Source organism: Enterococcus sp. DIV0876 (genome assembly GCF_050529585.1).
GTDB lineage: Bacteria > Bacillota > Bacilli > Lactobacillales > Enterococcaceae > Enterococcus_D.
Map to the genome: position 1 here is coordinate 1154220 of NZ_CP172882.1, position 26395 is coordinate 1180614.

Genomic DNA, 26395 nt, shown 5'->3' on the forward strand with positions numbered 1-26395 from the left:
ATCGGAGCGACACTTGATATCAACGATAATTTAGATAATAGGTTTGTATGAGTTCAGTCACTTGATTGAGCTCATTTTTAGTTGGCACCATCGAAAGATAGTAGGTTGGACAATCAGATAGTTCCAGGGGAAAGTTTGAGAGAATAAAGTCTGTTTGTGCTAAACGTTCAGAATTTAACTGGGCTGGTTCAACTGTTTCTAGTGAAATGCGCTGACCAAGGTAGTCTGTTAATTCTTGAAATAGATAAATCTTCCAAGCGGGTTCACCTTGAAAGACAAATAAACCTTTGGCAATTATGGCATTACTTTGTAAACGTGCTTGCTGAATCAGTAAGTAAAGTGTCTTCGTTATAGATTGCTGTACATTCGGCTGATTGGCAACCTGCTGGGAGATAAATTGGTCAATTATCTGATCGACATCCATCATCCCAGAATATTTCAAATATTGGATATCTTGATACTCTAATTGAAATTTCTCTGACAATTTGGTTGATTCCTGTACTTTGATCAATAATAAAGACAGATTATCAATCACTTGTGTTTGTTGAGATAATTCTGTTTGTAATGATTTTTCTATCTGATGGATAAAGGCTGTCGTTTGTTGATAGATAGCCTCGTATGACAGTAATGCTTTGTGAACAGTAGGTGACCAAAGATTATTGTAGTTCCAGCTCTCTAAAAAACAGTAAAAGCTAAAAAAATGTTCGCTTGTCTCGATATAGACGCCTTCTTTTTTGTACAAAGTCAGCAAAGAATCTTGGAAGAGTGCAAAAAAAGTATCATGCAAATCAAAAGAGAGACTATCGATACGGCAATTTGCTTTGATTCGAATTGTGTTGATAAAAAACCAACAAGTGCCAAATATCTGCTCGACATCAACATGTAAGCCTTGTTTGTCTAAGTTTGTTAAAAAATCATAATAATGATTCTCATGAATCGAATATGCATGAAAGAAATAGTTATTGTGGGTATATGGCAAAAGTAAACGATGGTAAAAAAGACGCAAATTGATCTCACTGCCCTCAAAAAAAATACTTGCAGCAGTGACACGAATCCGCAATGAAAAATCGGCCAGTGTCTGATTTAACTTTAATGTATGTCGACGTAAGGTTTCAAGAGAAATACCATTTTCTGTGAGAAAAGATTGTGTGGCAACATCATTGGAAAATAATAATGCCTTTAACAGAGAAATCCCAATTGACTTTGGAAAAAAAAGTTCCCAAAGTTGACTCACAGGTAATCGATCGGTTGTGCTTAATGCCAATCCATTGCTATCTGCTACGATGTTCCATGCTTCAGGCAATTGTTGACGCAGCGAAACAATATCCGAAAAGATCGTGCGTTCAGTTGTATGAAGCAACAAAGCCAACTCTTTTGAAGTCGCTTGCTGATGATTGGCTAATTGTTCTAACAATAAAATTTGGCGCAGCAAATCTTTTTCGGTGATACAATTTTTCATCATAGCATCCATAATCTTCTTCCTTTCTATAGGGAATAAAAGTCAAGGTTAGCTGCTTGTGGTGTGCAACTAGGTATAGTCTGATTTTAGCTGAAAACCAGATTTAAAGCTATTCGAAACAAAGGCAATCCTTAAAAAATCGAATGATCTGTACTACTGATTCTTGCCGAAAAAACAAAAAAAGATTCAGACATTCTTGCTGAATCTGTATATGAAAAGATAAAGTTGTAATTATTTAGTTAGCACTTGTTATTCGCCATTAATATAACGTGTAGAAGGTATAAATAGCTGAAATGCTGTTGCTTGCAATATCTTGAATGATATCATACCATGAAACGAGCAGCTTTTGGCTGCAAAAAGGAGCGCTATCAGGAGATTTATTGGGGAAGTCTTTACGTGCACCCTGATAGCGCTCCTCCTTTTTATTTTATCATTATTCTTAGATAATATATATTGTAATTAAGGAAAAAATTTGAGTGAATTCCATGTGAATCTGCATATTTGATATTAAGAAGATATTATTTTAAGCGATAACAATTTAATGTAAAATCGTTCTCTATATATAAAACGCTAGGAATCACTCGTCCTACATGCCTTTGATGAAGTGGATATAAGCAGAACGGGTAATTTCAGATTTTTATGGCTCTTTCTCTTACTGATTGAAAGGAAGACATTTTATTTCTAAACAAGACATTTATTTGGATTTGTCATAGATGAAGTAAAGTGAAAACTAAATTGATGTCTAAAGTACTTCTATATTTTTTTAACTAATTGATCGTTGTGGAGTCTGTAAACGGTGGCGTACTGCTTATGAAGCTGCAAAGAGTTTAGCAAACAAAGAAAAGTATGAGATTGTGGAGATTGAGGAATGGATTGTTCGGCAGATATGATTCCACAATCCACTAATAAAAAAATGTCCGACCTATCGATTGAACATTACTCATTTTTTTTTGATTTTATCAAATATGATTGAAGCTAGCTCATAAATTGCTGTTACAACAGCTATGCAAAACATAACCGTCATATATTGAACAAGAAAAACTATATTGAACCATAATCCATACACCATAGGAAATACAACTAAAAGACAAATATATAATTCAAATTTTTTACATTTCCTAATCTTAAACCACTTTTCGTCAGTCATAATAACACGCCTTTCTAAAACAACCTGAAATTGAAAAGTATCAACAATTCCGGTTCCGCTTGAATCAATTAGAGTCTGTGATCAAGTAACGGATGACCCTAAGAAAATAAGCTAATAAAGAAAAAAATAGATTTTCAGCATCTAAAAATGTGATTAAAAATAGTTTGAATGTTCAAATATAATTTGTCAACGTTTTAGGTGGTGTTTTGGCACAAATTTGGCACAAGAGTAAACAAAAACCGCTAGGAATCAATATTCCTAACGGTTTGTCTATCTTTGGTATGATAATATAACGTCACAGGAGGGATTCGAACCCCCGACCGTCCGCTTAGAAGGCGGATGCTCTATCCGGCTGAGCTACTATGACAATTCAGCAACAAATAACATTATAGAAAAAGGGCGAGGCAATGTCAATTGCTTTTCGCCCTTTTTTCTCATTTTCTCTTAAAAAGTGCAATTCTGTCTATTTATTTTCATTCATATCAGGCAAATCTACGGTCTCAGTTTCTTTGGTGATCAAAATAACACCATCACCTAAAGGAACCAAACTAGAGGTTAATTGCGGGTGGGACATCACAGTATCTAAGAACAGATTCAATTTACGATGGATCGCCCGTTGTCCACGAGGAATGTCTTCAATTGGTTGTAAAATCGTTCCAGCTTGGAAAATATCATCTACCATGAGTACGCCGCCTTTACGTAACAGGCGCAAACATTCAGGTAAAAATTCGATATACTTTGATTTTGCGCTATCCATAAAGATAAAATCATAAGGGCCGGTTAGTGAAGGTAAGATATCCGCCGCTTGGCCTTCCAATAAAGTGATTTGTGCTTCGTTGTCCAGTCGTGCGTAAGTTTCTTTGGCTTTACGGATCATCACGTCGAAACGATCGATCGTCGTAACATGGGTATTTTCAACAATCTGTGCCATCAAGCTTGATGAGAAGCCAATTGCCGTACCAATCTCTAAAATCGCCTGTGGTTTCAGTTGACCCAAAAGGAATTGCAAAAAGACCACCGTTTCATGGGGGATGATTGGTACCTCTTTCTCATGGGCATCTTGTTCTATTTTTCCGAGTTCTCCCGGTAATTGCTTTTGTTTGTTACGCATAAATTCCACTAGTTCAGGTTTTACTACTGGACGATGCATCATTTCATTACGCATCTTGACCCTCCTCAAATATTGCTGCTCTTCATTATACGAAGAACGAACAAGAAGTTCAATCTTTTGTCACAATTCTAAAAGGCAAAAAAAAATACCAGTCATTCGACTGGCAGGATAAAGGGGTGAAAAATATTTTTGGGATACATATAGCATAACCGATGATTGTTTAAATTCGGTTAAGATAGTGTGAAGATATCAACAGTAAATACTAAATTTTTCCGCAGTTGATGCTTACAATGCGATGTAATGAAACTTATGGCGCCAAGTATCTGTTAAATCATAATATTCAGAAAATTCAGGGAAAACTATTGACAGTTTGATGGAAGCTTGGTATGGTCATTACAAGTAAAAAACGGACAGGTGACGGTTATGATCAGACAAACGAAAAATACAGCAGCATTTTTATTATTATTATTATCGTAAGGACTCATTCATTTTGCCATGAAATTTCAGGCATCATTTGAAGAGTCCTATTCGCATTGCATGAAGGTTAGCCCTTTATGGAGTGCTTTTTTTATACCTTTTTCTAAGAATGATCATCGACCATTTACTTACCCAAATCAATAAAATGCTAAGGAGGAGAAGATTTATGAGACAAATTCAATTTTTTGATACGTCATTGAGAGATGGCGAGCAGACGCCAGGGGTCAATTTTAATACGAGAGAAAAGGTGCAATTGGCATTACAACTTGAAAAGTGGGGAATTGACGTTATCGAAGCCGGTTTTCCGATTGCATCTGAGGGCGATTTTGAAGCAGTCGAAGCGATTGCCAAAGCTGTCACGAAGATGACAGTTGCTGGCTTAGCCCGCTGTCAAAAGAAAGATATTGATCGTGCCTATGAAGCGTTGAAATACGCTGTAGATCCGCAAATCCATGTATTTTTGGCCACGAGTGCGGTTCATCGAGAATTTAAATTGCAAATGACAAAAGAGCAAGTTATCTCCTCCATCAAAGCGCATGTTCGTTATGCCCGTGAACGTTTTGACAAAGTCCAGTTTTCTCCTGAAGATGCTACCCGAACGGACAAAGCATTCTTACTGGAAGCTGTACAGGCTGCTATTGATGCGGGTGCTACGATTATCAATGTGCCAGATACAGTGGGGTACAGCAATCCGACTGAATATGGTGAAATATTTGCTTATCTAATCAACCATATTGTGAGTGATGAGAAAATCACTTTCTCTTCTCATTGCCATGATGACCTGGGCATGGCAACTGCGAATGCTTTGGCAGCAATCGAAAATGGCGCGGACCGTGTTGAAGGCACGATCAATGGTATCGGTGAACGCGCTGGAAATACTGCGCTGGAAGAAGTTGCATTGGCATTGCACATCCGCAAAGATTTTTATCAAAGTACAACCAATATCAATTTAAATGAAACAAAACGAACCAGTGATTTGATCGCGCGATTGTCTGGTATCGCTGTACCGAAAAACAAAGCGATCGTGGGAGGAAACGCGTATGCCCATGAATCAGGCATCCACCAAGATGGCGTCTTAAAAAATCCAGAAACCTATGAGATCATCACACCGCAATTGGTCGGAATCAAAAACAATTCATTACCATTGGGGAAACTATCTGGTCGTCATGCCTTCATCGACAAGATGACGCAATTAGGTTATCAAATTGAACAAACTGAAATGGATGCATTGTTCAAGCGATTCAAAGAATTGGCCGACAAGAAAAAGCAAGTTACTGAACAAGATTTGATTGCTTTGGTTGCAGACCAAGGACGAGGTACTGAAAATGGGTACGAATTAGATGCTGTGCAATTGCAATATGTCTCTAATGGACATCAAGGAGCAGTTGTCTCAATCAAAAAAGAACAAGAGACCTATATTGCTTCAGCGATTGGTGCTGGCAGTATCCAAGCAATCTACAATTCGATCGACCAGATTTTTGCGCAACAGCCGACTTTATTGAATTATGAAATCACAGCATTGACGAGTGGAGAGGATGCGCAAGCAGAGGTTCATGTCTTGCTTGAATGTAGCGACAGTCATGAGAAAGTCAGCGGGATCGGTTTAGATTTCGATGTACTGCAAGCTTCCGCAAAGGCCTATGTGCAAGCTAGTGCCGCCTTGAAGAATCGAGGTGTGCTGGTGTGAAAAAAATCGTTGTTTTAGCGGGTGATGGCATTGGTCCTGAGATCATGGAGAGTGCGCTGCGTGTTTTGACAGCGGCGATCGGGACCAAAGCACCTGTATTCTCATTTGATTATCAGCCTTTTGGCGGTGCAGCATTGGCTATTGGAGATACGCCATTGCCTGCATCAACATTAAAAGCCTGCCAACAAGCGGATGCGATTTTACTGGGGGCTATCGGTGATCCGCGGTGGGAAAAAGCTGCTTATACACCAGAACAAGGACTGTTGACACTGCGCAAAGCTTTAGGGTTATATGCGAATATCCGTCCCATCAAAGTCGCTGATGCTGTCTTGCATCTATCACCAATCAAAGAAGCGATTGTCAAAGGTACTGATTTTGTGATCGTGCGGGAGTTGACAAGCGGTATTTATTTCGGTGAAAAAAAAGAAGGCATTGATACTGCTTTTGATATCAATCGCTATGCACGCAATGAGATCGAGAGGATCATACGCCATGCCTTTACGATTGCTCAAACCCGTCAGAAAAAAGTATTGTCCATTGATAAAGCCAATGTCTTGGCAACGAGTAAGTTATGGCGGCGGATCGCCGATGAAATCGCACAAGAATTTCCGGATTGCCACTTAGATCATCAATATGTCGATTCGGCAGCCATGAAGATTATGCAACAACCCACAGCTTTTGATGTGATCGTAACTGAAAATCTATTTGGGGATATTTTGAGTGATGAAGCATCCATTTTACCAGGATCACTCGGTGTTTTGCCAAGTGCAAGTCACGGTGTCAATGGTGTTTCGCTATACGAACCGATCCATGGATCAGCTCCTGATATTGCGGGACAAAACATCGCCAATCCTGTTTCGATGATTTTGTCAGTGGTCATGATGTTGCGAGAATCATTTCAAATGGAGGCGTTGGCTGAGCAAATCGAAAATGCATGTTTTGATACGATGAATGCAGGTATTTTGACAAAGGATTTGGGCGGTGATGCAACAACCGATCGTTTTACTGCAGCAGTCATCGCGCAGTTAGGAGGAATACAGTATGGGGAAAACGCTATTTGATAAGTTATGGGAACGTCATGTGGTGAGTGGTGAAGAAGGGGAAGCACAATTGTTATATATTGATTTGCATCTGATCCATGAAGTCACCTCGCCACAAGCTTTTGAAGGGTTAAGGGAAGCCAATCGTTTTCTGCGTTGTCCTGAAAAGACTTTCGCGACCATGGACCACAATGTGCCGACACAAGATATCTTTACGATTTCTGATTTGATTGCCAAAAAGCAAATGGATACATTGCGCAGAAATTGTCATGATTTTAATGTCCAACTTTGCGACAATGGTTCTGCGCGTCAAGGTATCGTACATATGGTTGGACCAGAGGTTGGATTGACACAACCTGGCAAAACCATTGTTTGCGGCGACTCGCATACCGCCACCCACGGCGCATTTGGCGCGATTGCTTTTGGCATCGGTACAAGTGAAGTGGAGCATGTCTTTGCAACACAAACCTTGTGGCAAATGAAACCCAAACGGATGGGGGTCCATATCACTGGTGAATTGCAGTCGGGTGTCTATGCCAAAGATATCATTCTGGCGTTGATCGCTGCGCACGGCACTGATTTTGGTGCAGGATATGCAGTAGAGTATTTTGGTGATACGGTTCGTCGTCTAACGATGGAAGAGCGGATGACGATTTGCAATATGTCGATAGAAGGCGGGGCCAAGATGGGCTTGATGGCCCCAGACGAAACAACGTTTGCCTATGTAAAGGAGCGAATCTATGCACCGATGGATTATCAAGCAGCAGTCGCTGATTGGCGGACACTGTATACGGATGAGGATGCAACGTACGATGCCTTGATCACGTTGGATGCATCACAACTGGCCCCTTATATCACGTGGGGAACCAATCCTGAAATGGGTGTGCCTGTTACAGATGCTTTTCCAACTATCAAAGACCATAACGACCAGCAAGCGTATGATTATATGGCCCTGCACCCCGGGCAGCGGGCATCAGAGATTCCTATCGAATACATTTTCATTGGTTCCTGTACCAATGGCCGCTTGTCTGATTTGCAAGAAGCTGCATCGATCATTAAAGGTCATCACATTAAAGCAGGTGTCACGGGCATCGTGGTGCCAGGTTCTCGTCCAGTGCGCAAAGCCGCGGAAGCCATCGGTCTGGATCAAGTATTTATCGATGCGGGTTTCGAATGGCGCGAACCGGGATGCTCAATGTGTTTAGGCATGAATCCAGATAAAGTGCCTGAAGGCGTGCATTGTGCATCGACCTCCAATCGCAATTTTGTCGGGCGGCAAGGGAAAAATGCCCGCACTCATTTGTGCAGTCCAGCGATGGCCGCAGCTGCCGCAATCTTTGGGCATTTTATCGATGTCAGAGAAATCATTAGGAGGCGAGAAGATGAAGGCTTTTACGCAATTTGAAGGGACGACCATACCTTTGATGAATGACAACATTGATACCGACCAGATCCTGCCGAAGAATTATTTGAAACGGGTCGAAAAAACGGGTTTTGGTGAATTTTTATTTGACGATTGGCGTTATTTGGCCAAACGCAAACCTAATCCAGAGTTTATTCTTAACTTTCCCCAATATAAAGAAGCCTCAATTTTGATTACTGGTGACAATTTTGGTTCTGGTTCTTCTAGAGAACATGCTGCTTGGGCACTATTAGATTATGGGTTTAGCGTCGTGATTGCGGGTAGTTTTGGTGATATCTTCTATATGAATGCCACCAAAAATGGTCTGTTGCCAATTGTGTTGCCTTTGTCAGTGCGGCAGCAACTTGCAGCGTTGTCGCCTGATACAGCAATCTATGTGGATCTACCATTACAACAGGTGATCATAGATGGCGAAATATATCCTTTTGAGATCGACCCCGCTTGGAAACATAAATTGGTCAATGGTCTCGATGAGATTGGAATCACCTTGCAAGAAGCGGATAAAATCAGTGCATACGAACAGACGATTCCAGACTATCGTTTGCCTATGTGATCTATTGTTTCTCAGTTTTTTACGATCGTTTTAAGCCCAATCCAATCTTTCTCGATGTCTTCGGCAAGTGTTCGATTGTAGAAAACGGCCGCTGGATGATACATTGGCACAATCACATAGGATTTGTCGGACCATTGGTAAGCGGTGCCCGCTGGATTACAAAATTGGATCGAGGAGCGAATGACTTGCCCATGACAGTGCTTGATCACCGCTTGATTGCCCAGAATACGTTGCAGACCAATATTGCCAACTGTCACGATGACTGGTGGATCGATTTGGGCAATTTCGTAATCCAGTAGCGGGGCATGCAACAATACCTCTTTTTTCGTTGGGGTGCGGTTTGGATGTACGATTTCATGTGCGCCTGTTCGTTTGTTGATTCGTTCTTTCGTACTGTAAGGTCTGCTACGAACAGCGCTGGTGATATATACTTCTTCTCTAGTCAGTCCTGCTAAAGCCAATGATTTGATCAATTCTTTGCCCGCTTGACCACTGAAGGGAATAAAGTTCTCAACTTCTGTTCGTCCAGGCGCTTCACCGATAATCATGATGCGTGGATCTAAGGGACCTTGACCAGGCACAAACCCTTCTAGAGGATAGGCTTTAGACAATTGTTGGATGGGATAGGATAATTCTTTTGGATAGTCCATAATAATTCCTTTCTATAGAAGATTTATTTTGATAAAAACAAAGCAGTCAACTTTCGTGGAAATGAAAAAGTTTTTTTGGTTTTCTGCATTGACATTGTACTGGTATTTTGATAAAGTTAGACTGTTGTAATTGTGGACTCCACAGCTACAACCGCACAGAACAAGTATTAAGTACGAAAGTCACTTGGGATGGCGAGTCTAAGTATATCATAAGGAGGTGCTGTAGAGCATGTACGCAATTATCAAAACTGGTGGGAAACAAGTGAAAGTTGAAGTTGGTCAAGCAATCTACGTTGAAAAATTAGACGTTGAAGCTGGACAAAAAGTTACTTTTGACGAAGTCATCTTAGTAGGTGGCGAATCAACAAAAGTAGGTGCCCCAATCGTTGCTGGTGCAACTGTTGAAGGTACTGTTGAAAAACACGGCAAACAAAAGAAAGTCGTGACTTTCAAATACAAACCTAAAAAACATTCACACCGTAAACAAGGTCACCGTCAACCATACACAAAAGTTGTTATTGACGCGATCAACGCTTAATTCTGACGAAAAGCAGGGTAACGAATATGATCATAGGGACATTCAAACGCAATGACTCTGGTCGGATTGTTTCTTTTGAACTTACTGGACATGCACAAGCAGGGGAATACGGCAAAGACATCGTCTGCGCAGCAGCTTCCGCTTTGGCAATCAGTGCAGTGAATGGGATCGACGCTTTGGCCGGCATTGCGCCTAAAGTTGAAGCAGACAATGAACAAGGTGGTTATCTTTTGGTAACATTACCAGCTCGTTTGACCCAAGAGCAGTCGAATATCTCACAAATTCTTTTGGAGAATTTGCTGATCGGCTTGCAATCAGTTCAAGAAGAGTACAACGATTATATCCAAATCAAAACTATTAAAGAAAAATAGGAGGTGCATCTCATGTTGATGAAAATGAATTTGCAATTCTTCGCTCACAAAAAAGGTGGGGGTTCTACGTCTAACGGACGTGACTCTCAATCAAAACGTTTAGGTGCGAAACGTGCTGACGGTCAAACTGTTTCAGGCGGATCTATCCTTTATCGCCAACGCGGTACTAAAATTTACCCAGGTGTAAATGTTGGTATCGGTGGAGATGATACTTTGTTTGCTAAAGTTGATGGCGTTGTTCGTTTCGAACGCAAAGGCCGCGACAAAAAACAAGTTTCAGTTTACCCAGTAGCGCAAGAAGCTTAATAATGAATGACTCAAACCCTTGATACGAAAGGGTTTGAGCTTTTTTATTTGTCTTGGAAAAGCACTTGGTGTCCATCGTTAAAAACTGGCGAATTTTGCTAACTTGTCAGCAGTCTGTTTTTTGTGCTTTGCACTCAAGTGAGTGTAGATGCTGCATATTATGAAGTTGAGTGTGAACGTGATCAAACCAAAGAAATGACGCAACGATCATACAAAGTAATTTGCAAATAGAAGTATGAAAATGTAGTTTAAAAGAGACAAAATAGACCATGATGCTGTAAAAAACTATGAGACAGTACATTTTTAAATTAAACCACATACTCCTGTTTATAAATATAGTATAATCAAATAAGTAAGTTTAGATATTTGATTAAACATATATGTTTTGTATAAAGAAAGAGGTGAATGATAAAATGAAAATATTTAATTTTAACTTTTTTGAAACGCCAATTCAAAAATCAGATAGAATCAGTAAAAATAATTTAAATAAGAGAACTATCAAAAAAGAACAAAGACTTTATGAAACGCCTTATGTCGCTCCGGTATCAATATACCCAAGTGGATCAAAGGATACATTTATATCAGATAAGTCATAAAACGCGTATGACTTATACGAAAAAAATACTTCAGAGATTTGACTACGTAGCGTTTATATTTATTTTACATTATTTTCTATACCATATTTTAATGTTCACTCATGCTTGTAAGAAGCTTAATAGATATGTCGGAAAATGACGATGTGATTTTCTTCAATTTTATGTAAGCGTTTGAAATTACTGAGAGGTGAACCTACAATGATCCACTTAAAAGAAATCGATCAATCAAACTATCGTGCATGTATTGCGTTACAACCCGCTGCATCCCAAAAAGACTTCGTATCACCGAATTGGTATTCATTACTAGAATCGATATTTGAGGAACAAAGACAAGCATTTGCTATTTATCACGAAGATGTAATGGTTGGTTTTATTCTGTTCAGTTATTATACGGCAGATGAAGAGTACCCAAAAGATTCTTGGTGGATCGAACGCTTTATGATTGGCCAGGATTTTCAACAGCAAGGGTTCGGCCGTCAGGCAATGGCAGTAGCCATAAGTTGGTTCAATGAACAAGTGCAAGCCCAAGAATTACGCATTTCTTCAGTTTTTGAAAATAAAATAGCAGAAACCTTATACGAAAAAATGGGTTTTGTCAAAACTGGTGAACAAGTGAATGGTGAAACAGTTTTATTGCGCAAATTTGATTTGTGAAGCGTTAGGAGATAAAAAAAGCAAATCAAATAGGGGCGCGCAATCGCTACATGTGTTGCATCACCATTCATTTTGTGAACTTAACAGAACTTTTACATGTTGCTAACCTAAAATGCAAAGTGCTTTGATACGATTCTAGAGAAGGACAAACAGATGATTTGCCTAAAATTTTCTTTTGATTGAGAAAGAACGCCCGAATTATTGTTCGTGTTTATCGAACAATTAAAAAAAATAACAAAAAATGTACAAAAATTGGTTGTTATGTTGCGCTTTTTTTTTTATAATCAGATAGGAAAGTTCGGTATTTTCATTTTGTTCATTTTGATTGAAAAGGGGAAAAGTGATGAAAGTTTGGAAAAAAGCAGCAACAGTGGGGTTAGGATTGGCGGCGGCATTTACATTAGCAGCCTGCGGGTCAGGAGATTCAAGTACGGATGCTTCTGGTGAAGAAAGTTATGTGCCGGAAGAATTGACCGTCCAATTTGTTCCATCTCAAGCGGCTGAAACATTGGAAGCCAAAGCAAAACCATTGGAACAATTATTAAGTGATGAGTTAGGTATTCCAGTAACCGTAAGCGTTTCGACTGACTATAATACAATTGTTGAAGCAATGGCTTCAAAACAAGTAGATGTTGGTTTCTTACCTCCAAATGCCTACGTATTGGCACATGAGCAAAGCAATGTCAAAGTATTGCTGCAAGCGCAAAGATATGGAATCAAACAACCTGGCGGCGAAGCAACGGATGAATTGGTAGATAGCTATCGGTCAATGATCGTTGTCAAAAGCGGCAGCGATATCAAAGATCTTGAAGATTTAAAAGGCAAAACGATCGCTACTCAAGATGTGACTTCTTCAGCTGGTTATGTTTGGCCAGTAGCCGAAATGAAAAAGGCTGGTATCGACATCAATACTGATGTAACTACCGTTCAAGTCAAAGGTCATGACCAAGCGGTACTTTCTGTATTAAATGGTGATGTTGACGCAGCATTTGTCTTCGAAGATGCTCGTAATACCGTGAAAAGTGATTACCCAGAAATCATGGATGAAGTAGAACCAATGTACTTTACAGAACCAATCCCTAATGATACGATCAGTGTCCGCAGTGACATGAGTGAAGAATGGGACAAAAAGATCCAAGATGCATTTATTGCTATTGGTAAAGACGAAGAAGGCAAACAAATCATCTCTGATATTTATTCTCACGAAGGCTATGTCGTTTCACAAGACAGCAACTTCGATATCGTTAGAGAGTACGCAGAACAAGTAGGTCAATAATCTATCAACAGCCAACAGCGCGAAAAAGGGTACCAGAACCTAAGGTGCCCTTTTCGACTGTCAGGCGATTTTTTAACAAAAGAAAGTAGGAGAATCATGGCGTTAGAAAAAGATACGATCATTTCGTTCCAAAATGTGACGAAGCAATATCCCAATGGTGTGTTGGGATTGAAAGATTTGAATATTGATATCAAAAAAGGTGAATTTGTGATCGTAGTCGGTTTATCCGGTGCAGGAAAGTCAACGATGCTGCGCTCGATCAATCGTCTTCATGAAATCACAAGTGGAGAGATTCTGATCGATAATCAATCCATTACGAAAGCCAAGGGTAGAGCACTGCGTTTGATTCGGCGAGACATTGGCATGATTTTCCAAAGTTTCAATTTGGTGAAACGTTCGAGTGTCTTGCGTAATGTTTTGACAGGGCGTGTTGCGTATCATCCCACTATCAAAATGTTGTTCGGTCTATTTCCGCAAGCAGATAAAGAATTGGCATATCAATCCTTGCAGCGGGTCAATTTGGCAGAAAAAGTTTACACGAGAGCGGATGAATTGTCTGGTGGTCAACAACAGCGGGTATCGATTGCCCGAGCCTTGACCCAAGAACCTAAAATCATATTGGCAGATGAACCAGTCGCGTCGTTAGATCCTTTGACCACTGAAAAAGTCATGAGTGACTTGAAACGGATCAACCAAGATTTAGGGATCACGATCGTTGTCAATCTGCACTCTGTGCAATTGGCGCGAGAATATGGTACCCGGATCATTGGCTTGCGTGATGGGAGTTTGGTCTTCGATGGGCCGGTCAGTGAGGCTACAGATCAGCGTTTGAAACAAATCTACGGCAGTGAGATCATGGAAGAACAAGGGGGCGAAGCTTTATGACCACCGAAACGTTGCCCAAACGCAGCGGTCTTTGGAAAAATGTCTTATGGTTAGCCATCTTTCTGATCGTTCTTTATGTGAGTGGTTCGATTTCGGGTGTAGATATGGTTCGCTTTTTTGGCAATACAAGTCAAATGAATGTGATTTTACAAAAAATGGCACGTCCTGATTGGGACTATGCGCCTGTCATCGTGGAACCGATTTTGCAAACCATTCAAATGGCGATTATCGGCACGACCTTTGGTGCGATCGTTGCATTGCCATTTTCATTGCTTGCTGCCCGAAACATCATGACCAATACTTTTATCAGCGGTATTTTTCGATTTATACTAAATATTATCCGGACGATTCCAGATTTGATGATGGCGGCTTTGTTTGTGGCCATCGTTGGGATTGGACCGGTTGCAGGGGTGATTTCGATCTCAGTTTTTTCTTTCGGTATGATCACCAAACTGTTCTATGAATCGATTGAAACCATTGACGAAGGTCCTATCGAAGCAATCACGGCTTCCGGAGGATCGAAATTTGATATTATTCGTTATGCGGTGATGCCGCAAGTCATGAGTCACTTCTTAAGTTATCTTTTATATGCATTTGAAATCAATATTCGTGCTTCAACGATTTTAGGGTACATTGGTGCCGGAGGGATCGGTGTATTCTTACAACGATCTTTGAGTCAGTTTAGGTACGATCAAACGTCAATCATCGTGATCGTGATCTTTGCAGTCGTGTTAGTGATCGATACCATCAGTAATAGATTAAGGGAGCGATTATTATGATGTTACCTGCAGAACCGAAACAAAAGAAAATCAGAAATTGGCTCATTGTTCTTGTATTGGTCATTATTTATATTTGGGCTTTTTCCGGGATTCCTTTCAAAGGGGTCAAGGATAATGTTGGTCAAATCGTGGGAGCGATATTTTATGGTTTGATCCATCCTGACTGGAGTTATGTTTATACCGGTGATGGAGAAGATCTCATCAGTCTCATGATTCAAACTGTGGCGATTGCATTTGTCGGGACCTTTATTTCTTCGATTTTAAGCATTCCGTTTGCTTTTTGGGCTGCGCGCAGCAAAAATAGTCCCCGCTTTTTATCAGGCGTCGGGAAAGTTGTGCTGACGGCGATTCGGACTTTTCCTGAGATCGTTCTGGCAATCATGTTTATCAAAACAGTTGGTCCTGGTTCTTTTGCCGGGGTGTTGGCTGTGAGTGTCCACTCGATTGGGATGTTAGCTAAGTTGTATAGTGAAGCCATTGAGAATATGGATCAAGGGCCTTCAGAATCCGTCATCAGTGCTGGTGGGAATCGCTGGGATGTCCTAGGGTTTGCTACTTTGCCACAGTTGATTCCAGAGTTTCTATCTTTTACTTTATATCGCTTTGAATTGGCGGTTCGCTCCGCTTCGATTTTAGGGATCGTAGGAGCTGGCGGGATTGGTACGCCAATGATTTTTGCTATCAATGCGCGCTCATGGAGTCGTGTGGGTATCATTTTATTGGGTATCGTCGTGACCGTGACTGTGATCGATTTTATCTCAGGGCGTCTACGAAAACGTTTGGTTTGATCAATACTCGTTTCGCGCATTGACTCTGTCGATGCGCTTTTTGGTTGTCTCAAAGAGGACAAGTACGTCTTGATTTTGATATACTTGATTTATCAAAATTATTTCAAAGGAGGCTTTTTTATGAAAGCATTACTGATCGTTAATCCTAGCTCTGGTGGTGAACAGGCAAAGGAATATGAACAACAAGCCAAAGAGAAGTTGGCTGTTTTCTTTGATGAAGTTGAGGTCAAGCATACAGAAGAAGCCGGTGATGCGACTAAATTTGCTTCTGAAGCAGTGGGCGCTGTCGACAGTGTCTTTGCGATGGGTGGCGATGGCACAGTCAATGAAGCAATCAGTGGTTTAGCGCCTCATGATAACCGTCCAAACTTCGGTTTCTTTCCTTTAGGCACAGTCAATGATTTGGCGAGGGCATTAGATATTCCGTTAGATCCGCAAGAAGCCATTGAAACGTTTGATATTGCCCACTCGCGTCAAATCGACATCGGACAAATCAACGAGGCGTATTTCATGAATGTAGTTGCGATTGGCATGATTCCTGCTGCTATCAATAATGTTGAAGTGGAAGAAAAAACCAAACTAGGGAAAATGGCTTATTTTGTGTCGGGCTTGCGAGAAGTCCGCAAAAATGAAAGTCATCTATTTGCAGTTGAACTCACAACAGCGGATAAAACGAGACAGTTATCCTTTGAAAGCAGCACATTGATCATTGGTTCTTCAAATAGTGTTGGGGGATTTGAATCACTCCTGCCAAAAGCCAGCACCAAAGATGGAAAACTGCACTTGATTTACTTGAAAGACAGCAATTTGTGGGAGACAGTCAAAAGTATTCCAGAACTGTTAAAAGGTGTCACGGAATCAAATGAGGTCTTAGGCTATGAAACATTTGAAAAAGCGACGATTGCTTTGAAAGGAAATCATTCGATCGAGACCAATGTTGACGGGGATCCTGGCCCCGAATTACCTGTGACTATTCAATTATTGCCGCAACATTTGAACGTTTATTGCGGTGAAACAAAAAATGAATAACGATCACAAATCTATACCGAAAAACAATCCCATAGAGGATTGTTTTTTTGCATCAAAAAGAGTATACTGTTGAAAATTTAGGGAAAAGAGGACCTGCATGAATATACGTTCAGCGACAACGGCAGATGCAAAAGCTTTATTGGCCATTTATACTTATTATGTGCTTCATACGCCAATCACATTTGAAACCGACGTACCAACAACAGAGGAATTCTCTGAAAGAATTCGTTCGATCTCAAGTAGATATCCTTATCTTGTAGCCGAAGAAGCAGGAGGCATTGTGGGCTATGCCTATGCGACAGCTTATAAAGGCCGAGCAGCTTACGATTGGACCGTTGAAGTCACGGTGTATTTAGACCAATCAGCACAAGCGAAAGGGATTGGCACAGCCTTATATGATGCCTTAGAAAAAATACTGATAGAACAACATGTTGTGAATTTGACAGCCTGTATCACCGGTGGCAATCAGCAAAGCGAAGGATTCCATCAAAAACGCGGCTATCATCGGGTAGCTGACTTTAAAAAGGTCGGTTATAAATTCGATCAGTGGCATGATGTGATTTGGATGCAAAAAGAATTACAAGAATTTAAAGGGGATGTGCCACCATTCCTGCCAATAAGCGATTTATCTGGACACCCATAGCCATATGAGTGTCTTTTTTTTGTCAAATGCTTTATTCTTAGGCTAAGATCACCTATTTATGGGGTTGAAAGATAGTAAGAATCCTCTTTTTTTTACAAAAAGTTGCTTTTTTAAGAAAAAATGATTACAGTATTTAAGTGGAAACAAACAAGGAGGCGAAGCTGATGGGAAAGCGGATTGAGCGTATTTATCAATACATCGTTGAAAATACAATGAGCGGTTTGGGAGAGAAGAAAGGATTGTCGACATCTGAAGTCGCTGATCACTTAGCGATTCAACGCAGCAATGCCAGTAAAGACTTGAATCAGCTCGTCAAAGAAGGGCGTGTCCAAAAAAGCGAAAGCCGTCCAGTTCGATATTGGGCCAATGTCAGTGAAAAGACGCCTGATCTCTATGTACCAAGTTATATGGAAAATCGACCGCAAAGAGAAAAAGCCCATCCGCAGCGCGTACCTGCAATCAAAAGCAATCGAGATATTTTCTCAACGATCATCGGTGCCAACGGCAGTATGAAGAATGCTGTTGAACAAGCCAAAGCGGCGATTTTGTATCCGCCAAAAGGGCTGAATTGTTTGATCACTGGACCAACTGGCTCTGGGAAGACGTATTTCGCTCATGCGATGTTTCAATTTGCCAAAACCAATCAAGTGATTGCTGATGAGAAAGAACTGATCGTATTCAATTGTGCAGACTATGCCAATAATCCGGAACTGTTGATGAGTCACCTGTTTGGCTATGTCAAAGGGGCTTTTACTGGTGCCGAGCAAGAAAAAATCGGGATAATAGATCAAGCGGATGAAAGTATGCTATTTCTTGATGAGATCCATCGTTTACCGCCAGAAGGCCAAGAAATGATTTTTTATTTTATGGATCATGGGACTTTCAGCCGTTTAGGTGAAACAGGTAAAAACCATCAAGCCAATGTACGGATCGTAGGTGCGACAACAGAAGATCCCAATTCAACGCTTTTAGATACCTTTACCCGACGGATCCCGATCAATATTCAATTGCCTTTTTTTGAGAAGCGGCCTGCTTCTGAAAAAATCGAGTTGGTTCGGGTACTTGTCGGACAAGAAGCTACTCGGATTCAACGATGTATTTCATTAACTGAAGATGTAATCAAAGCGCTGATCGGCAGTGTCAGTTTTGGGAATATCGGTCAGCTCAAATCAAATGTCCAACTCGTTTGTGCTCGGGGTTTTTTGAATCATATGCAAGATGAGGTTATCGAAATCGAATTGATGGACCTACCTGAAGGTATCCGATCAGGGTTGATTATTTTAGGCAATCGTCGGAATGAACTGGCTGAATTATCGAAAATATTGGCACCTAAAATCAGTGTCCAACCGAATGAAAATTTAAATGATATCCAGTCAGACGCCTATGAACTACCCTATAATTTGTATGATATTATCGGTGACAAAGCCGCTTTATTGAAGGCAGATGGGCTAGATCAAGAAGCAATCAATCATTTTATATCAACGGATATCAATGTCCATTTAAAATCTTTCTACAAAGACCATGGTTTTTCTTTCAACTCAGTCAATAAACTCAGTGAATTTGTCGATCAAAAAGTCATTACTGTAACGAATCAAATTTACGAGATGGTGCGACGTCGTTTGAAAGTAGATTTTCAGCAGAATTTTATTTATGCGATGAGTTTGCACATTAGCTCATTTTTGAAAAAAATTCATTTGGGCGAAGAACGTCAGACCAACGACAATATTCGGCAAATGGTGGCTGACTATCCAGAAGAATTTGAAGCGGCTAAGGAAGTGCGTGTCTTTATTGGCGAAAGTTTTCGCGTAACGATTCCGGAAAGCGAGTCTTACTATTTAGCTGTATTGCTCGTATCGTTGCGAACGACGCACTCATCTGGCAAAATTGGTGTGGTTGTCGCAGCCCATGGCAATAGCACAGCGAGCAGTATGGTACAAGTAGTGAAACAGTTATTGGAAGTTGATCAAGTAACAGCTGTAGATATGCCATTGGATATGCCGCCAGCTGTTGCATTGAAAAAAATCGTTGAAAGTGTCAAACAAGTCAATGATGGCAGTGGCGTGATGCTGCTGGTGGATATGGGATCTTTAGCAACCTTCAATAGCGAGATTCAGCGAGAAACAGGTATCGCGGTACGTACCGTTGATATGGTTACCACGTCGATCGTGTTAGAAACTGTTCGTAAAGCCTCGGTGATTGGTACAGATATCAATCAACTATACGATTCGTTACGGAAGTTTCGCGGTTACGGGGTTGTCACGAATGAGGAGCCTGTGCAGCAAAATCATCACCCAAGGGCGATTTTGGCGATTTGTGCTTCTGGAAAAGGCACTGCCCAACGGATCAAAGAATTGATTCAAAGTTCATTGTCGAAACGACAAAATCAATCTGTAGAAGTCGTGACGTTGTCGGTAGCTGATTTGCGTTCAGAATTAGAAGGGATTCAACAACGTTATCAATTGATTGCTTCAACAGGTATTGTTGATCCCCACATTGATGCGCCTTTTATTTCGTTAGAACGTTTTATTGATCAAGATGTGGATCAGCTATTGGATGATATTCTATTGGAAAATGAGTTGAGTTTTGAAGACGAAGTACAACTGGATGATCAGCAAGCAAAAGAAATCTGCATCGGTTATTTAGAAGAAAACTTTACCTATATCAATGCGAAGAAAGTGGTCGATCCATTGTGGCAATTCAGTCATGAATTGATCAACGATTTAGAATTGAATGATGCACGCCAAGGATTTCAAATCAACTTTGTGCTGCATACAGCTGGGATGTTAGAGCGTATTATTTTGCGTCAACCGTTAGCTATTTCCGAACAAGACGCGTCTGACATGTATCACAATCCGCAATATGAACAGTTGCATGTCCACGTTCAATCTTTTGCTCGGCTGATGAACCTAGCGATTCCTGATTCAGAGGAGTTCTATCTGTTGGCATTGATCCAGAATCATCAAGAGAAGGAAATGTATTTATAAGAAAAATAATACAGATACACTAAAAAAGATACACTTTTTCTTAGTGTATCTTTTTTAGTGTATTGCACATATGTTGATTCTTAAGCTTTTATCAAGATTAGTGTATTGTTAATAGTTGGCACGCTTCTTGCTTTTATATAAGTGGATACAGGAGGTGATCGAAAAAAGAACGGATCCTCAAATTGTTCAGCGGATCGATGTAGGAGGTTTTGCAATGGGAATGGATATACGTCTTGCCAGAATCGATGATCGTCTGATTCATGGTCAAGTCGCCACAGCATGGTCGAAATTGACCGGTATCAACCGAATCATCGTGGTCAGTGATGAAGTAGCCAATGATCAATTGCGTAAATTTTTGTTGAAAGAAGCTGCACCACCCGGAATCAAATCCAATGTCGTAACGGTAGCGAAGATGCTTGAGGTAGCACATAACACATTATTTAATACCCAAAAAGTCATGTTATTATTTACTAACCCTCAAGATGTCGTGACCCTCGTCAAAGGTGGCATTCCGATCCACTCGGTAAATATTGGTGGAATGAGTTTTTCAATGGGAAAACGGATGATCACAAACTTTGTTTCAGTCAATGACCAAGATCTCGCCTCATTGCTTTATTTACAAGCACAAGGTATTGAAGTCGAGATTCGTAAAGTTCCAGCTGATCGCAAAATTTACTTGAAGGATATCTTAGAAAAAGAAAGTAGTCACTCTTGATTTTTCGTCGTTGTTTTTTCTTTCAAATTCGTGTCACAATTTTTCAATTTTGAAATAGGAGGTAAAAAGATGGTAGGAATTATCCTAGCAAGTCATGGAGAATTTGCAAACGGCATTTTGCAATCCGGTTCAATGATTTTCGGCGAACAAGAAAATGTTAAAGCTGTCACATTGATGCCAAGTGAAGGACCAGATGACATCAAAGCAAAAATGCAAGAAGCAATCGCAACATTTGATGACCAAGAAGAAGTACTTTTCTTAGTTGACTTATGGGGCGGAACACCATTCAATCAAGCGAATAGTTTGTTTGAAGACCACAAAGATAAATGGGCGATCGTGGCAGGTATGAATTTACCAATGGTGATCGAGGCTTATGCATCACGTTTTTCAATGAATAAAGCGCATGAAATTGCAGCACATATCGTTGAAACAGCCAAAGAAGGGGTCAAGGTCAAACCTGAAGCGCTTGAACCAGCAGAAGCAACTGCTTCTAAAGCGGTACAAGATGACCAACCAAAAGGTTCACTTCCTCCAGGAACTGTTCTGGGTGATGGCAAAATCAAAATCGTATTGGCACGTGTCGATTCTCGTTTGTTGCATGGTCAAGTTGCGACAGCTTGGACCAAATCTGTGAATCCATCACGGATCATCGTTGTATCTGATGCAGTTGCAAAAGATGATTTGCGTAAAAAACTGATTGAACAAGCAGCGCCTCCAGGCGTAAAAGCAAACGTTATTCCGGTAGATAAAATGATTGAAGTTTCTAAAGACCCACGTTTTGGGAATACAAAAGCTTTGCTATTATTTGAAAATCCGGAAGATGTTTTACGAGCAGTTGAAGGCGGCGTTGATATTCAAGAAGTCAACGTTGGTTCAATGGCGCACTCTGTCGGTAAAGTTGTTGTAAGTAAAGTATTGTCAATGGGAACTGAAGATGTTACTACATTTGAAGAACTTAAAAATCGTGGCATTAAATTCGACGTACGTAAAGTACCGAATGATTCACGAGACAACATGGATGAAATCTTACGCAAAGCAAAAAATGAGTTAGCAAACAAATAGAATTGTATTCAACTAAATAGGAGGTCTATCATGACTATTATATCTATGGTATTAGTAGTACTCGTTGCCTTTTTAGCTGGTATGGAAGGAATCTTGGATGAATTCCAATTCCACCAACCACTAGTAGCTTGTACATTGATCGGTTTAGTGACCGGTAACTTGGAAGCATGTATTATCTTAGGCGGATCATTGCAAATGATCGCTTTAGGTTGGGCAAACATTGGTGCCGCTGTTGCACCAGATGCAGCTTTAGCATCTGTGGCATCTGCAATTATTTTGGTATTAGGCGGACAAGGAACAAATGGTGTTGATACAGCGATTGCTGTTGCCATTCCTTTGGCAGTAGCTGGTTTGTTCTTAACAATGATCGTTCGTACATTGGCTGTGCCAATCGTTCACTTTATGGATGCAGCAGCTGAAGAAGGCAATATTCGTAAAATCGAAATGTGGCACATTATTGCAGTTGCTATGCAAGGGGTACGTATCGCGATTCCTGCTGCAGCATTGTTAGCAATCCCTGCACACACAGTACAATCATTCCTAGAATCTATGCCTGCATGGTTAACTGATGGTATGGCTATCGGTGGTGGTATGGTCGTTGCCGTAGGTTACGCAATGGTTATCAACATGATGGCAACACGTGAAGTATGGCCATTCTTCATTATTGGTTTTGTGATCGCTGCAATCTCTGAATTGACATTGATCGCTATTGGTGCGTTGGCAGTCGCAATCGCATTGATCTACTTGAACATCAGCAAAATGGGTGGATCATCAAATGGAGGCGGTGGCGGCGGAAACACCGGCGACCCTCTAGGCGATATCTTGAATGACTATTAGAATCGAAGGAGGAGAAAAAAATGGCAGAAAAAATTCAATTAAATAAAAAAGATCGTTTAGCCGTAGCATGGCGCTCTACCTTCATTCAAGGTTCATGGAACTATGAACGTATGCAAAATGGTGGTTGGGCATTCTCAATGATTCCAGCAATCAAAAAATTATACAAAACAAAAGAAGACCGTGCCGCTGCTTTAAAGCGTCACTTGGAATTCTTTAATACACACCCATATATCGCGTCACCTATCCTAGGTGTAACGTTAGCATTGGAAGAAGAACGTGCCAATGGCGCGCCAGTTGATGATGTAGCGATTCAAGGGGTTAAAGTCGGTATGATGGGTCCTTTGGCCGGTGTTGGTGACCCAGTATTCTGGTTTACAGTTCGTCCGATGTTAGGTGCGTTAGGTGCTTCTCTTGCTTTAGGCGGAAACATCTTAGGACCAATCATCTTCTTCCTTGCTTGGAATATCATTCGTTGGGCATTTATGTGGTATACACAAGAATTCGGCTACCGTGCTGGTTCTAAAATCACTGATGACCTTTCAGGTGGCTTATTGCAAGACGTAACAAAAGGTGCTTCGATTTTAGGGATGTTTGTCTTAGGATCTCTGGTTCAACGTTGGGTATCTGTATCATTTGCACCAGTTGTTTCTCGTGTTCCTCTTGATGATGGCGCATATATCGATTGGGCAAATCTACCTTCAGGTTCAGAAGGTATCAAAACAGCCTTAGAACAAGTTGCTGAAGGTCGTGCATTGTCTGATGTGAAAGTCACTACATTACAAAACAACTTGGATCAATTGATTCCTGGTTTGGCTGCATTGTTATTGACACTTCTATGCATGTGGTTATTGAAGAAAAAAGTTTCTCCAATCATCATCATCATTGGCTTATTCTTAGTCGGTATCGGTGGACACTTGATCGGATTGTTATAATCTTTTCGAAGCGAAGTGCTTGGGGCGACCCAAGCACTTTTTTTCGTATTCGCCAAAACCTGGAAAAACACGTATAATGTAACCAAACAAAGAAATGGAGCTTATAAAAGATGGTACAATCCCTAAATACAAAAGTTGATTTGACAATCGATGCCACCTCATTTTTAGGTATCAATGAATATGGCAAAATCATGATCGGCGATAAAGCCTTTGAATTTTATAACGACCGTGACAAACGGAAATTCATCCAAATTCCTTGGGAAGATGTCGATTATGTGATTGCTTCTGTCATGTTCAAAGGGCGTTGGATTCCCCGCTATGCAGTTAGAACTAAGAAAAATGGGACGTACACCTTCTCATCAAAAGAGCCGAAAAAGGTGCTTCGCGCCATTCGAGAATATGTGGATCCTGATCGTATGGTTCATTCCCTAGGCTTTTTCGATGTCCTTAAACGTGCATTTGTTCGCAGAAAATAACAAGCAAGCATAATTTTTTCCATAGAAGTCTTCCTATGTTACGCTATGATGTATAAATGAAGGAGGCGTTACGATGCATTTTCTATGGACATTGATCGTAGGTGCAGTGATCGGTTCAGTCGGTGGTGCGATTGCTGGTGAAAAAAGAGGCTGTATTTTTGACATTATTGCAGGATTGATTGGTGCTTCGATCGGTCAAGCACTATTTGGTACTTGGGGACCTCAAGTGGCGGACATGGCCATCGTTCCAGCAATTATCGGCGCAATTATTTTTGTCGCAGTTGTTTCATTTTTCTTTGGCCGAAAAAAATAGCTTTATGACAACTTTATGTGGAAGCATTTTATCTTTAGCGATGAAGTGCTTTTTTTTTGTGACTTTTTTGTAGCTGACACGTATAGTAAGTAAAGAGAGGGAGGGATGTGTGTGGATAAAACTGATCAGTTAGCAAAAATCTATCAGTTATATTGTGAAGAATGTTATTTGTATGCTTACTATTTTACGAAAAATGCCATTCAAGCAGAAGATTTAGTCAGCCATGCATTCTTAGCGATCATTGATTCTCTTCCTTTTTTACAGCAACAACAAATCAAATATTATTTGTTCAAAACAATCAAAAATCGTTTTATTGATGGCCAGCGAAAGGACAAACGATATCAATTATGGCGAAAATCGACAATCCCTCAAATCAAGCAAACATCCGCATTCACGCCCTTGGATGCATTGATCAAAGAAGAAGAAAGAAGACGCTTATATCAGTCGATTGATCGTTTGCCAGAAGACACACGCGAAGTGATCTTGCTCTATTATTTTATGGAACTTTCAATCGATGAGATAGCTAAGTATAAAGAATGGACTTACACCCAAACCAAAAATCGACTATATCGTGGTCGTTTATTATTAAAGGAGGATTTCATAAATGAAGGAATTGTTTGATTTTGAAAAGATACAGCTTCAAGTCAAAAAACAACAGATGCGTCGAAATATATGGCTGGTTTTTTTTGTGACTTTAATTACATTGATGATTAATTGGGGTCTACCTAAAATCGTGAATGCTTTTTTTTATGACCCTACAGCGAGCAATGAGCTGACCAGTATCGACAGTTATATCGTCAATCGTCAAATCAATAATGAATTAACGACCCAAAATCAATTTCTCAGTCGTTATGAGATCACCCCAAAAGGGTATGGGAACTATGCTATCACTGAAATCTATCGTAATCTGGCGCAAAATCAAACGTTAACAAAAACCTACGCGATCAATCGTAATCAGATCAAAGAAAACCAACCGTCACTACCAGAGAATACGGATGTCTTGTTTATGGAACGTTTTCGCGATTCCTCTTCAAATATGTTCACAGAAAGTGATCTTTATAAAGAACAACTTCTTGAAAAAATCAAAGAATTGCCTAAGAGCACAGAAATCATCTCAACTGTCATTTTTGGTGAGGACCTCACATTGGATGAGTTGGCTGAATGGCAAACATATAACTTAGGTGATGGAGAAATCTTGTGGACGGCCGTTCGCAGTAGCATACCGACAAGTGAGCAAGATTATATACCGCTAGGGTTTGCCAATGGTTTTTCAAGTGTATTGCCTAGTGAACAAAACTTTGAACAGTCTTTTTTAGAAAAATATCCCTTTCTGTCACCTTTTCATAATACGCAAGCCCAGATAACTGATTATTCCGAAGCACAACAACAAGCAGCACATTTCACTTCAATGCTGCAGTATTTACAGACACAAGGAGACTTTTTGGCATTAGAGCCAGACTATGGCAGAAAATTGCTGTCTTCTGGACAGATTGCAGATACGCTGGCATATGTGGAACAACAAGGTGTCAATACGTATGGTGTCTCGATACGCACCAATGTTGATCAACTGATCACCTTATTGCAGACGGGAGAAAATGTCTTGGCTGTTAGGGTGGTAGAAACAACACTGTTCAATTTATATAGATGATGATCATGTTGAATAA

The 26395-nt window shown here is 40.4% G+C and carries 27 protein-coding genes, 1 tRNA gene and 1 other annotated feature; of the genes, 24 read left to right on the forward strand and 4 right to left on the reverse strand.

Annotated features, from left to right (window positions below):
- Positions 1 to 19 precede the first annotated feature (19 nt).
- The 3 genes from IGI41_RS05340 to IGI41_RS05350 all read right to left on the reverse strand — a co-directional run bounded on the left by IGI41_RS05340 (position 20) and on the right by IGI41_RS05350 (position 3771).
- Positions 20 to 1471 carry a helix-turn-helix domain-containing protein gene (locus IGI41_RS05340; protein ID WP_430611963.1) on the reverse strand — a complete coding sequence of 484 codons (1452 nt, stop codon included), beginning with the start codon at positions 1469 to 1471 and terminating at the stop codon, positions 20 to 22.
- Between the two features lie 1428 nt (positions 1472 to 2899).
- A tRNA-Arg gene (locus IGI41_RS05345) sits at positions 2900 to 2973 on the reverse strand.
- A 96-nt stretch (positions 2974 to 3069) separates the two neighbouring features.
- Positions 3070 to 3771 carry an O-methyltransferase gene (locus tag IGI41_RS05350; protein ID WP_430611965.1) on the reverse strand — a complete coding sequence of 234 codons (702 nt, stop codon included), beginning with the start codon at positions 3769 to 3771 and terminating at the stop codon, positions 3070 to 3072.
- Positions 3772 to 4360: 589 nt separating this feature from the next.
- On the opposite strand from IGI41_RS05350, the gene IGI41_RS05355 reads away from it, so the two are divergent.
- From IGI41_RS05355 to leuD, 4 genes are read left to right on the forward strand one after another with little or no spacing between them, the layout of a single operon-like run.
- Complete coding sequence (locus tag IGI41_RS05355) at positions 4361 to 5881, forward strand: 2-isopropylmalate synthase (protein ID WP_430611967.1); 1521 nt, start codon at positions 4361 to 4363, stop codon at positions 5879 to 5881.
- Complete coding sequence (gene leuB, locus IGI41_RS05360) at positions 5878 to 6942, forward strand: 3-isopropylmalate dehydrogenase (RefSeq protein ID WP_430611969.1); 1065 nt, start codon at positions 5878 to 5880, stop codon at positions 6940 to 6942. Before IGI41_RS05355 ends, leuB begins: the two co-directional genes overlap by 4 nt.
- Entirely contained in the window at positions 6923 to 8326 is a 1404-nt protein-coding gene (gene leuC, locus IGI41_RS05365; protein ID WP_430611971.1) for a 3-isopropylmalate dehydratase large subunit, read from the forward strand. The genes leuB and leuC overlap by 20 nt, the downstream gene beginning before the upstream one ends.
- Positions 8304 to 8897, forward strand: a complete 594-nt coding sequence (gene leuD / locus IGI41_RS05370) for a 3-isopropylmalate dehydratase small subunit (protein ID WP_430611973.1) — start codon at positions 8304 to 8306, stop codon at positions 8895 to 8897. The genes leuC and leuD overlap by 23 nt, the downstream gene beginning before the upstream one ends.
- A gap of 11 nt (positions 8898 to 8908) precedes the next feature.
- Here leuD and IGI41_RS05375 read toward each other — a convergent pair whose 3' ends face one another.
- A complete protein-coding gene (locus IGI41_RS05375; RefSeq protein ID WP_430611975.1) occupies positions 8909 to 9547 on the reverse strand; it encodes a uracil-DNA glycosylase in 639 nt (212 codons plus the stop codon).
- A gap of 139 nt (positions 9548 to 9686) precedes the next feature.
- Positions 9687 to 9757 (forward strand) — a sequence feature (ribosomal protein L21 leader region).
- A 19-nt stretch (positions 9758 to 9776) separates the two neighbouring features.
- Between IGI41_RS05375 and rplU the strand changes: the two genes are divergently transcribed.
- From rplU to IGI41_RS05475, 20 genes are all read left to right on the forward strand, one after another.
- A complete protein-coding gene (gene rplU / locus IGI41_RS05380) occupies positions 9777 to 10085 on the forward strand; it encodes a 50S ribosomal protein L21 (RefSeq protein ID WP_005225751.1) in 309 nt (102 codons plus the stop codon).
- Positions 10086 to 10111: 26 nt separating this feature from the next.
- Positions 10112 to 10456: a ribosomal-processing cysteine protease Prp gene (locus IGI41_RS05385; RefSeq protein WP_430611977.1), complete on the forward strand. Its 345-nt coding sequence runs from the start codon at positions 10112 to 10114 to the stop codon at positions 10454 to 10456.
- 12 nt (positions 10457 to 10468) lie between these two features.
- Complete coding sequence (rpmA, locus tag IGI41_RS05390; protein WP_003126181.1) at positions 10469 to 10762, forward strand: 50S ribosomal protein L27; 294 nt, start codon at positions 10469 to 10471, stop codon at positions 10760 to 10762.
- A 413-nt stretch (positions 10763 to 11175) separates the two neighbouring features.
- A complete protein-coding gene (locus IGI41_RS05395; protein WP_430611979.1) occupies positions 11176 to 11358 on the forward strand; it encodes a hypothetical protein in 183 nt (60 codons plus the stop codon).
- Between the two features lie 171 nt (positions 11359 to 11529).
- Positions 11530 to 12012: a GNAT family N-acetyltransferase gene (locus IGI41_RS05400; RefSeq protein ID WP_430611981.1), complete on the forward strand. Its 483-nt coding sequence runs from the start codon at positions 11530 to 11532 to the stop codon at positions 12010 to 12012.
- 343 nt (positions 12013 to 12355) lie between these two features.
- A complete protein-coding gene (locus tag IGI41_RS05405; RefSeq protein ID WP_430611983.1) occupies positions 12356 to 13288 on the forward strand; it encodes a phosphate/phosphite/phosphonate ABC transporter substrate-binding protein in 933 nt (310 codons plus the stop codon).
- Positions 13289 to 13384: 96 nt separating this feature from the next.
- Positions 13385 to 14173: a phosphonate ABC transporter ATP-binding protein gene (gene phnC / locus IGI41_RS05410; RefSeq protein ID WP_430611985.1), complete on the forward strand. Its 789-nt coding sequence runs from the start codon at positions 13385 to 13387 to the stop codon at positions 14171 to 14173.
- Positions 14170 to 14952, forward strand: coding sequence for a phosphonate ABC transporter, permease protein PhnE (gene phnE, locus IGI41_RS05415; protein WP_430611987.1), 783 nt, complete (start codon positions 14170 to 14172; stop codon positions 14950 to 14952). The genes phnC and phnE (IGI41_RS05415) overlap by 4 nt, the downstream gene beginning before the upstream one ends.
- A complete protein-coding gene (phnE, locus tag IGI41_RS05420; RefSeq protein ID WP_430611989.1) occupies positions 14949 to 15740 on the forward strand; it encodes a phosphonate ABC transporter, permease protein PhnE in 792 nt (263 codons plus the stop codon). The genes phnE (IGI41_RS05415) and phnE (IGI41_RS05420) overlap by 4 nt, the downstream gene beginning before the upstream one ends.
- Before the next feature lie 120 nt (positions 15741 to 15860).
- On the forward strand, positions 15861 to 16769 hold the full coding sequence (locus tag IGI41_RS05425) for a diacylglycerol/lipid kinase family protein (protein ID WP_430611991.1): 909 nt from the start codon (positions 15861 to 15863) through the stop codon (positions 16767 to 16769).
- 97 nt (positions 16770 to 16866) lie between these two features.
- Positions 16867 to 17412 (forward strand): N-acetyltransferase family protein, encoded by a 546-nt coding sequence (locus IGI41_RS05430; RefSeq protein WP_430611993.1) that lies wholly within the window; start codon positions 16867 to 16869, stop codon positions 17410 to 17412.
- 164 nt (positions 17413 to 17576) lie between these two features.
- Entirely contained in the window at positions 17577 to 20396 is a 2820-nt protein-coding gene (locus IGI41_RS05435) for a sigma-54-dependent transcriptional regulator (RefSeq protein ID WP_430611995.1), read from the forward strand.
- Between the two features lie 220 nt (positions 20397 to 20616).
- The gene (locus IGI41_RS05440; RefSeq protein WP_430612732.1) at positions 20617 to 21111 is read left to right on the forward strand and encodes a PTS system mannose/fructose/N-acetylgalactosamine-transporter subunit IIB; all 495 of its coding nucleotides are present in this window, start codon (positions 20617 to 20619) and stop codon (positions 21109 to 21111) included.
- Positions 21112 to 21180: 69 nt separating this feature from the next.
- Positions 21181 to 22173 (forward strand): mannose/fructose/sorbose PTS transporter subunit IIA, encoded by a 993-nt coding sequence (locus tag IGI41_RS05445; RefSeq protein WP_430611997.1) that lies wholly within the window; start codon positions 21181 to 21183, stop codon positions 22171 to 22173.
- Between the two features lie 30 nt (positions 22174 to 22203).
- Entirely contained in the window at positions 22204 to 23010 is an 807-nt protein-coding gene (locus tag IGI41_RS05450) for a PTS mannose/fructose/sorbose transporter subunit IIC (RefSeq protein WP_430611998.1), read from the forward strand.
- Between the two features lie 20 nt (positions 23011 to 23030).
- Entirely contained in the window at positions 23031 to 23942 is a 912-nt protein-coding gene (locus IGI41_RS05455) for a PTS system mannose/fructose/sorbose family transporter subunit IID (RefSeq protein ID WP_430612000.1), read from the forward strand.
- Between the two features lie 110 nt (positions 23943 to 24052).
- Complete coding sequence (locus tag IGI41_RS05460) at positions 24053 to 24418, forward strand: DUF956 family protein (RefSeq protein WP_430612002.1); 366 nt, start codon at positions 24053 to 24055, stop codon at positions 24416 to 24418.
- A gap of 73 nt (positions 24419 to 24491) precedes the next feature.
- Entirely contained in the window at positions 24492 to 24731 is a 240-nt protein-coding gene (locus IGI41_RS05465; protein WP_430612004.1) for a GlsB/YeaQ/YmgE family stress response membrane protein, read from the forward strand.
- Positions 24732 to 24836: 105 nt separating this feature from the next.
- On the forward strand, positions 24837 to 25352 hold the full coding sequence (locus IGI41_RS05470; protein WP_430612006.1) for an RNA polymerase sigma factor: 516 nt from the start codon (positions 24837 to 24839) through the stop codon (positions 25350 to 25352).
- Entirely contained in the window at positions 25336 to 26379 is a 1044-nt protein-coding gene (locus IGI41_RS05475) for an anti sigma factor C-terminal domain-containing protein (RefSeq protein ID WP_430612008.1), read from the forward strand. Before IGI41_RS05470 ends, IGI41_RS05475 begins: the two co-directional genes overlap by 17 nt.
- Positions 26380 to 26395 lie beyond the last annotated feature (16 nt).

Coding starts and splice junctions, on each gene's coding strand:
- IGI41_RS05340 (WP_430611963.1), bottom strand. CDS start 1,471: ATGGATGCTATGATGAAAAATTGTATCACCGAAAAAGATTTGCTGCGC.
- IGI41_RS05350 (WP_430611965.1), bottom strand. CDS start 3,771: ATGCGTAATGAAATGATGCATCGTCCAGTAGTAAAACCTGAACTAGTG.
- IGI41_RS05355 (WP_430611967.1), top strand. CDS start 4,361: ATGAGACAAATTCAATTTTTTGATACGTCATTGAGAGATGGCGAGCAG.
- leuC (WP_430611971.1), top strand. CDS start 6,923: ATGGGGAAAACGCTATTTGATAAGTTATGGGAACGTCATGTGGTGAGT.
- leuD (WP_430611973.1), top strand. CDS start 8,304: ATGAAGGCTTTTACGCAATTTGAAGGGACGACCATACCTTTGATGAAT.
- IGI41_RS05375 (WP_430611975.1), bottom strand. CDS start 9,547: ATGGACTATCCAAAAGAATTATCCTATCCCATCCAACAATTGTCTAAA.
- rplU (WP_005225751.1), top strand. CDS start 9,777: ATGTACGCAATTATCAAAACTGGTGGGAAACAAGTGAAAGTTGAAGTT.
- IGI41_RS05385 (WP_430611977.1), top strand. CDS start 10,112: ATGATCATAGGGACATTCAAACGCAATGACTCTGGTCGGATTGTTTCT.
- rpmA (WP_003126181.1), top strand. CDS start 10,469: ATGTTGATGAAAATGAATTTGCAATTCTTCGCTCACAAAAAAGGTGGG.
- IGI41_RS05395 (WP_430611979.1), top strand. CDS start 11,176: ATGAAAATATTTAATTTTAACTTTTTTGAAACGCCAATTCAAAAATCA.
- IGI41_RS05405 (WP_430611983.1), top strand. CDS start 12,356: ATGAAAGTTTGGAAAAAAGCAGCAACAGTGGGGTTAGGATTGGCGGCG.
- phnC (WP_430611985.1), top strand. CDS start 13,385: ATGGCGTTAGAAAAAGATACGATCATTTCGTTCCAAAATGTGACGAAG.
- phnE (WP_430611987.1), top strand. CDS start 14,170: ATGACCACCGAAACGTTGCCCAAACGCAGCGGTCTTTGGAAAAATGTC.
- phnE (WP_430611989.1), top strand. CDS start 14,949: ATGATGTTACCTGCAGAACCGAAACAAAAGAAAATCAGAAATTGGCTC.
- IGI41_RS05425 (WP_430611991.1), top strand. CDS start 15,861: ATGAAAGCATTACTGATCGTTAATCCTAGCTCTGGTGGTGAACAGGCA.
- IGI41_RS05430 (WP_430611993.1), top strand. CDS start 16,867: ATGAATATACGTTCAGCGACAACGGCAGATGCAAAAGCTTTATTGGCC.
- IGI41_RS05435 (WP_430611995.1), top strand. CDS start 17,577: ATGGGAAAGCGGATTGAGCGTATTTATCAATACATCGTTGAAAATACA.
- IGI41_RS05440 (WP_430612732.1), top strand. CDS start 20,617: ATGGATATACGTCTTGCCAGAATCGATGATCGTCTGATTCATGGTCAA.
- IGI41_RS05445 (WP_430611997.1), top strand. CDS start 21,181: ATGGTAGGAATTATCCTAGCAAGTCATGGAGAATTTGCAAACGGCATT.
- IGI41_RS05450 (WP_430611998.1), top strand. CDS start 22,204: ATGACTATTATATCTATGGTATTAGTAGTACTCGTTGCCTTTTTAGCT.
- IGI41_RS05455 (WP_430612000.1), top strand. CDS start 23,031: ATGGCAGAAAAAATTCAATTAAATAAAAAAGATCGTTTAGCCGTAGCA.
- IGI41_RS05460 (WP_430612002.1), top strand. CDS start 24,053: ATGGTACAATCCCTAAATACAAAAGTTGATTTGACAATCGATGCCACC.
- IGI41_RS05465 (WP_430612004.1), top strand. CDS start 24,492: ATGCATTTTCTATGGACATTGATCGTAGGTGCAGTGATCGGTTCAGTC.
- IGI41_RS05470 (WP_430612006.1), top strand. CDS start 24,837: ATGTGTGTGGATAAAACTGATCAGTTAGCAAAAATCTATCAGTTATAT.
- IGI41_RS05475 (WP_430612008.1), top strand. CDS start 25,336: ATGAAGGAATTGTTTGATTTTGAAAAGATACAGCTTCAAGTCAAAAAA.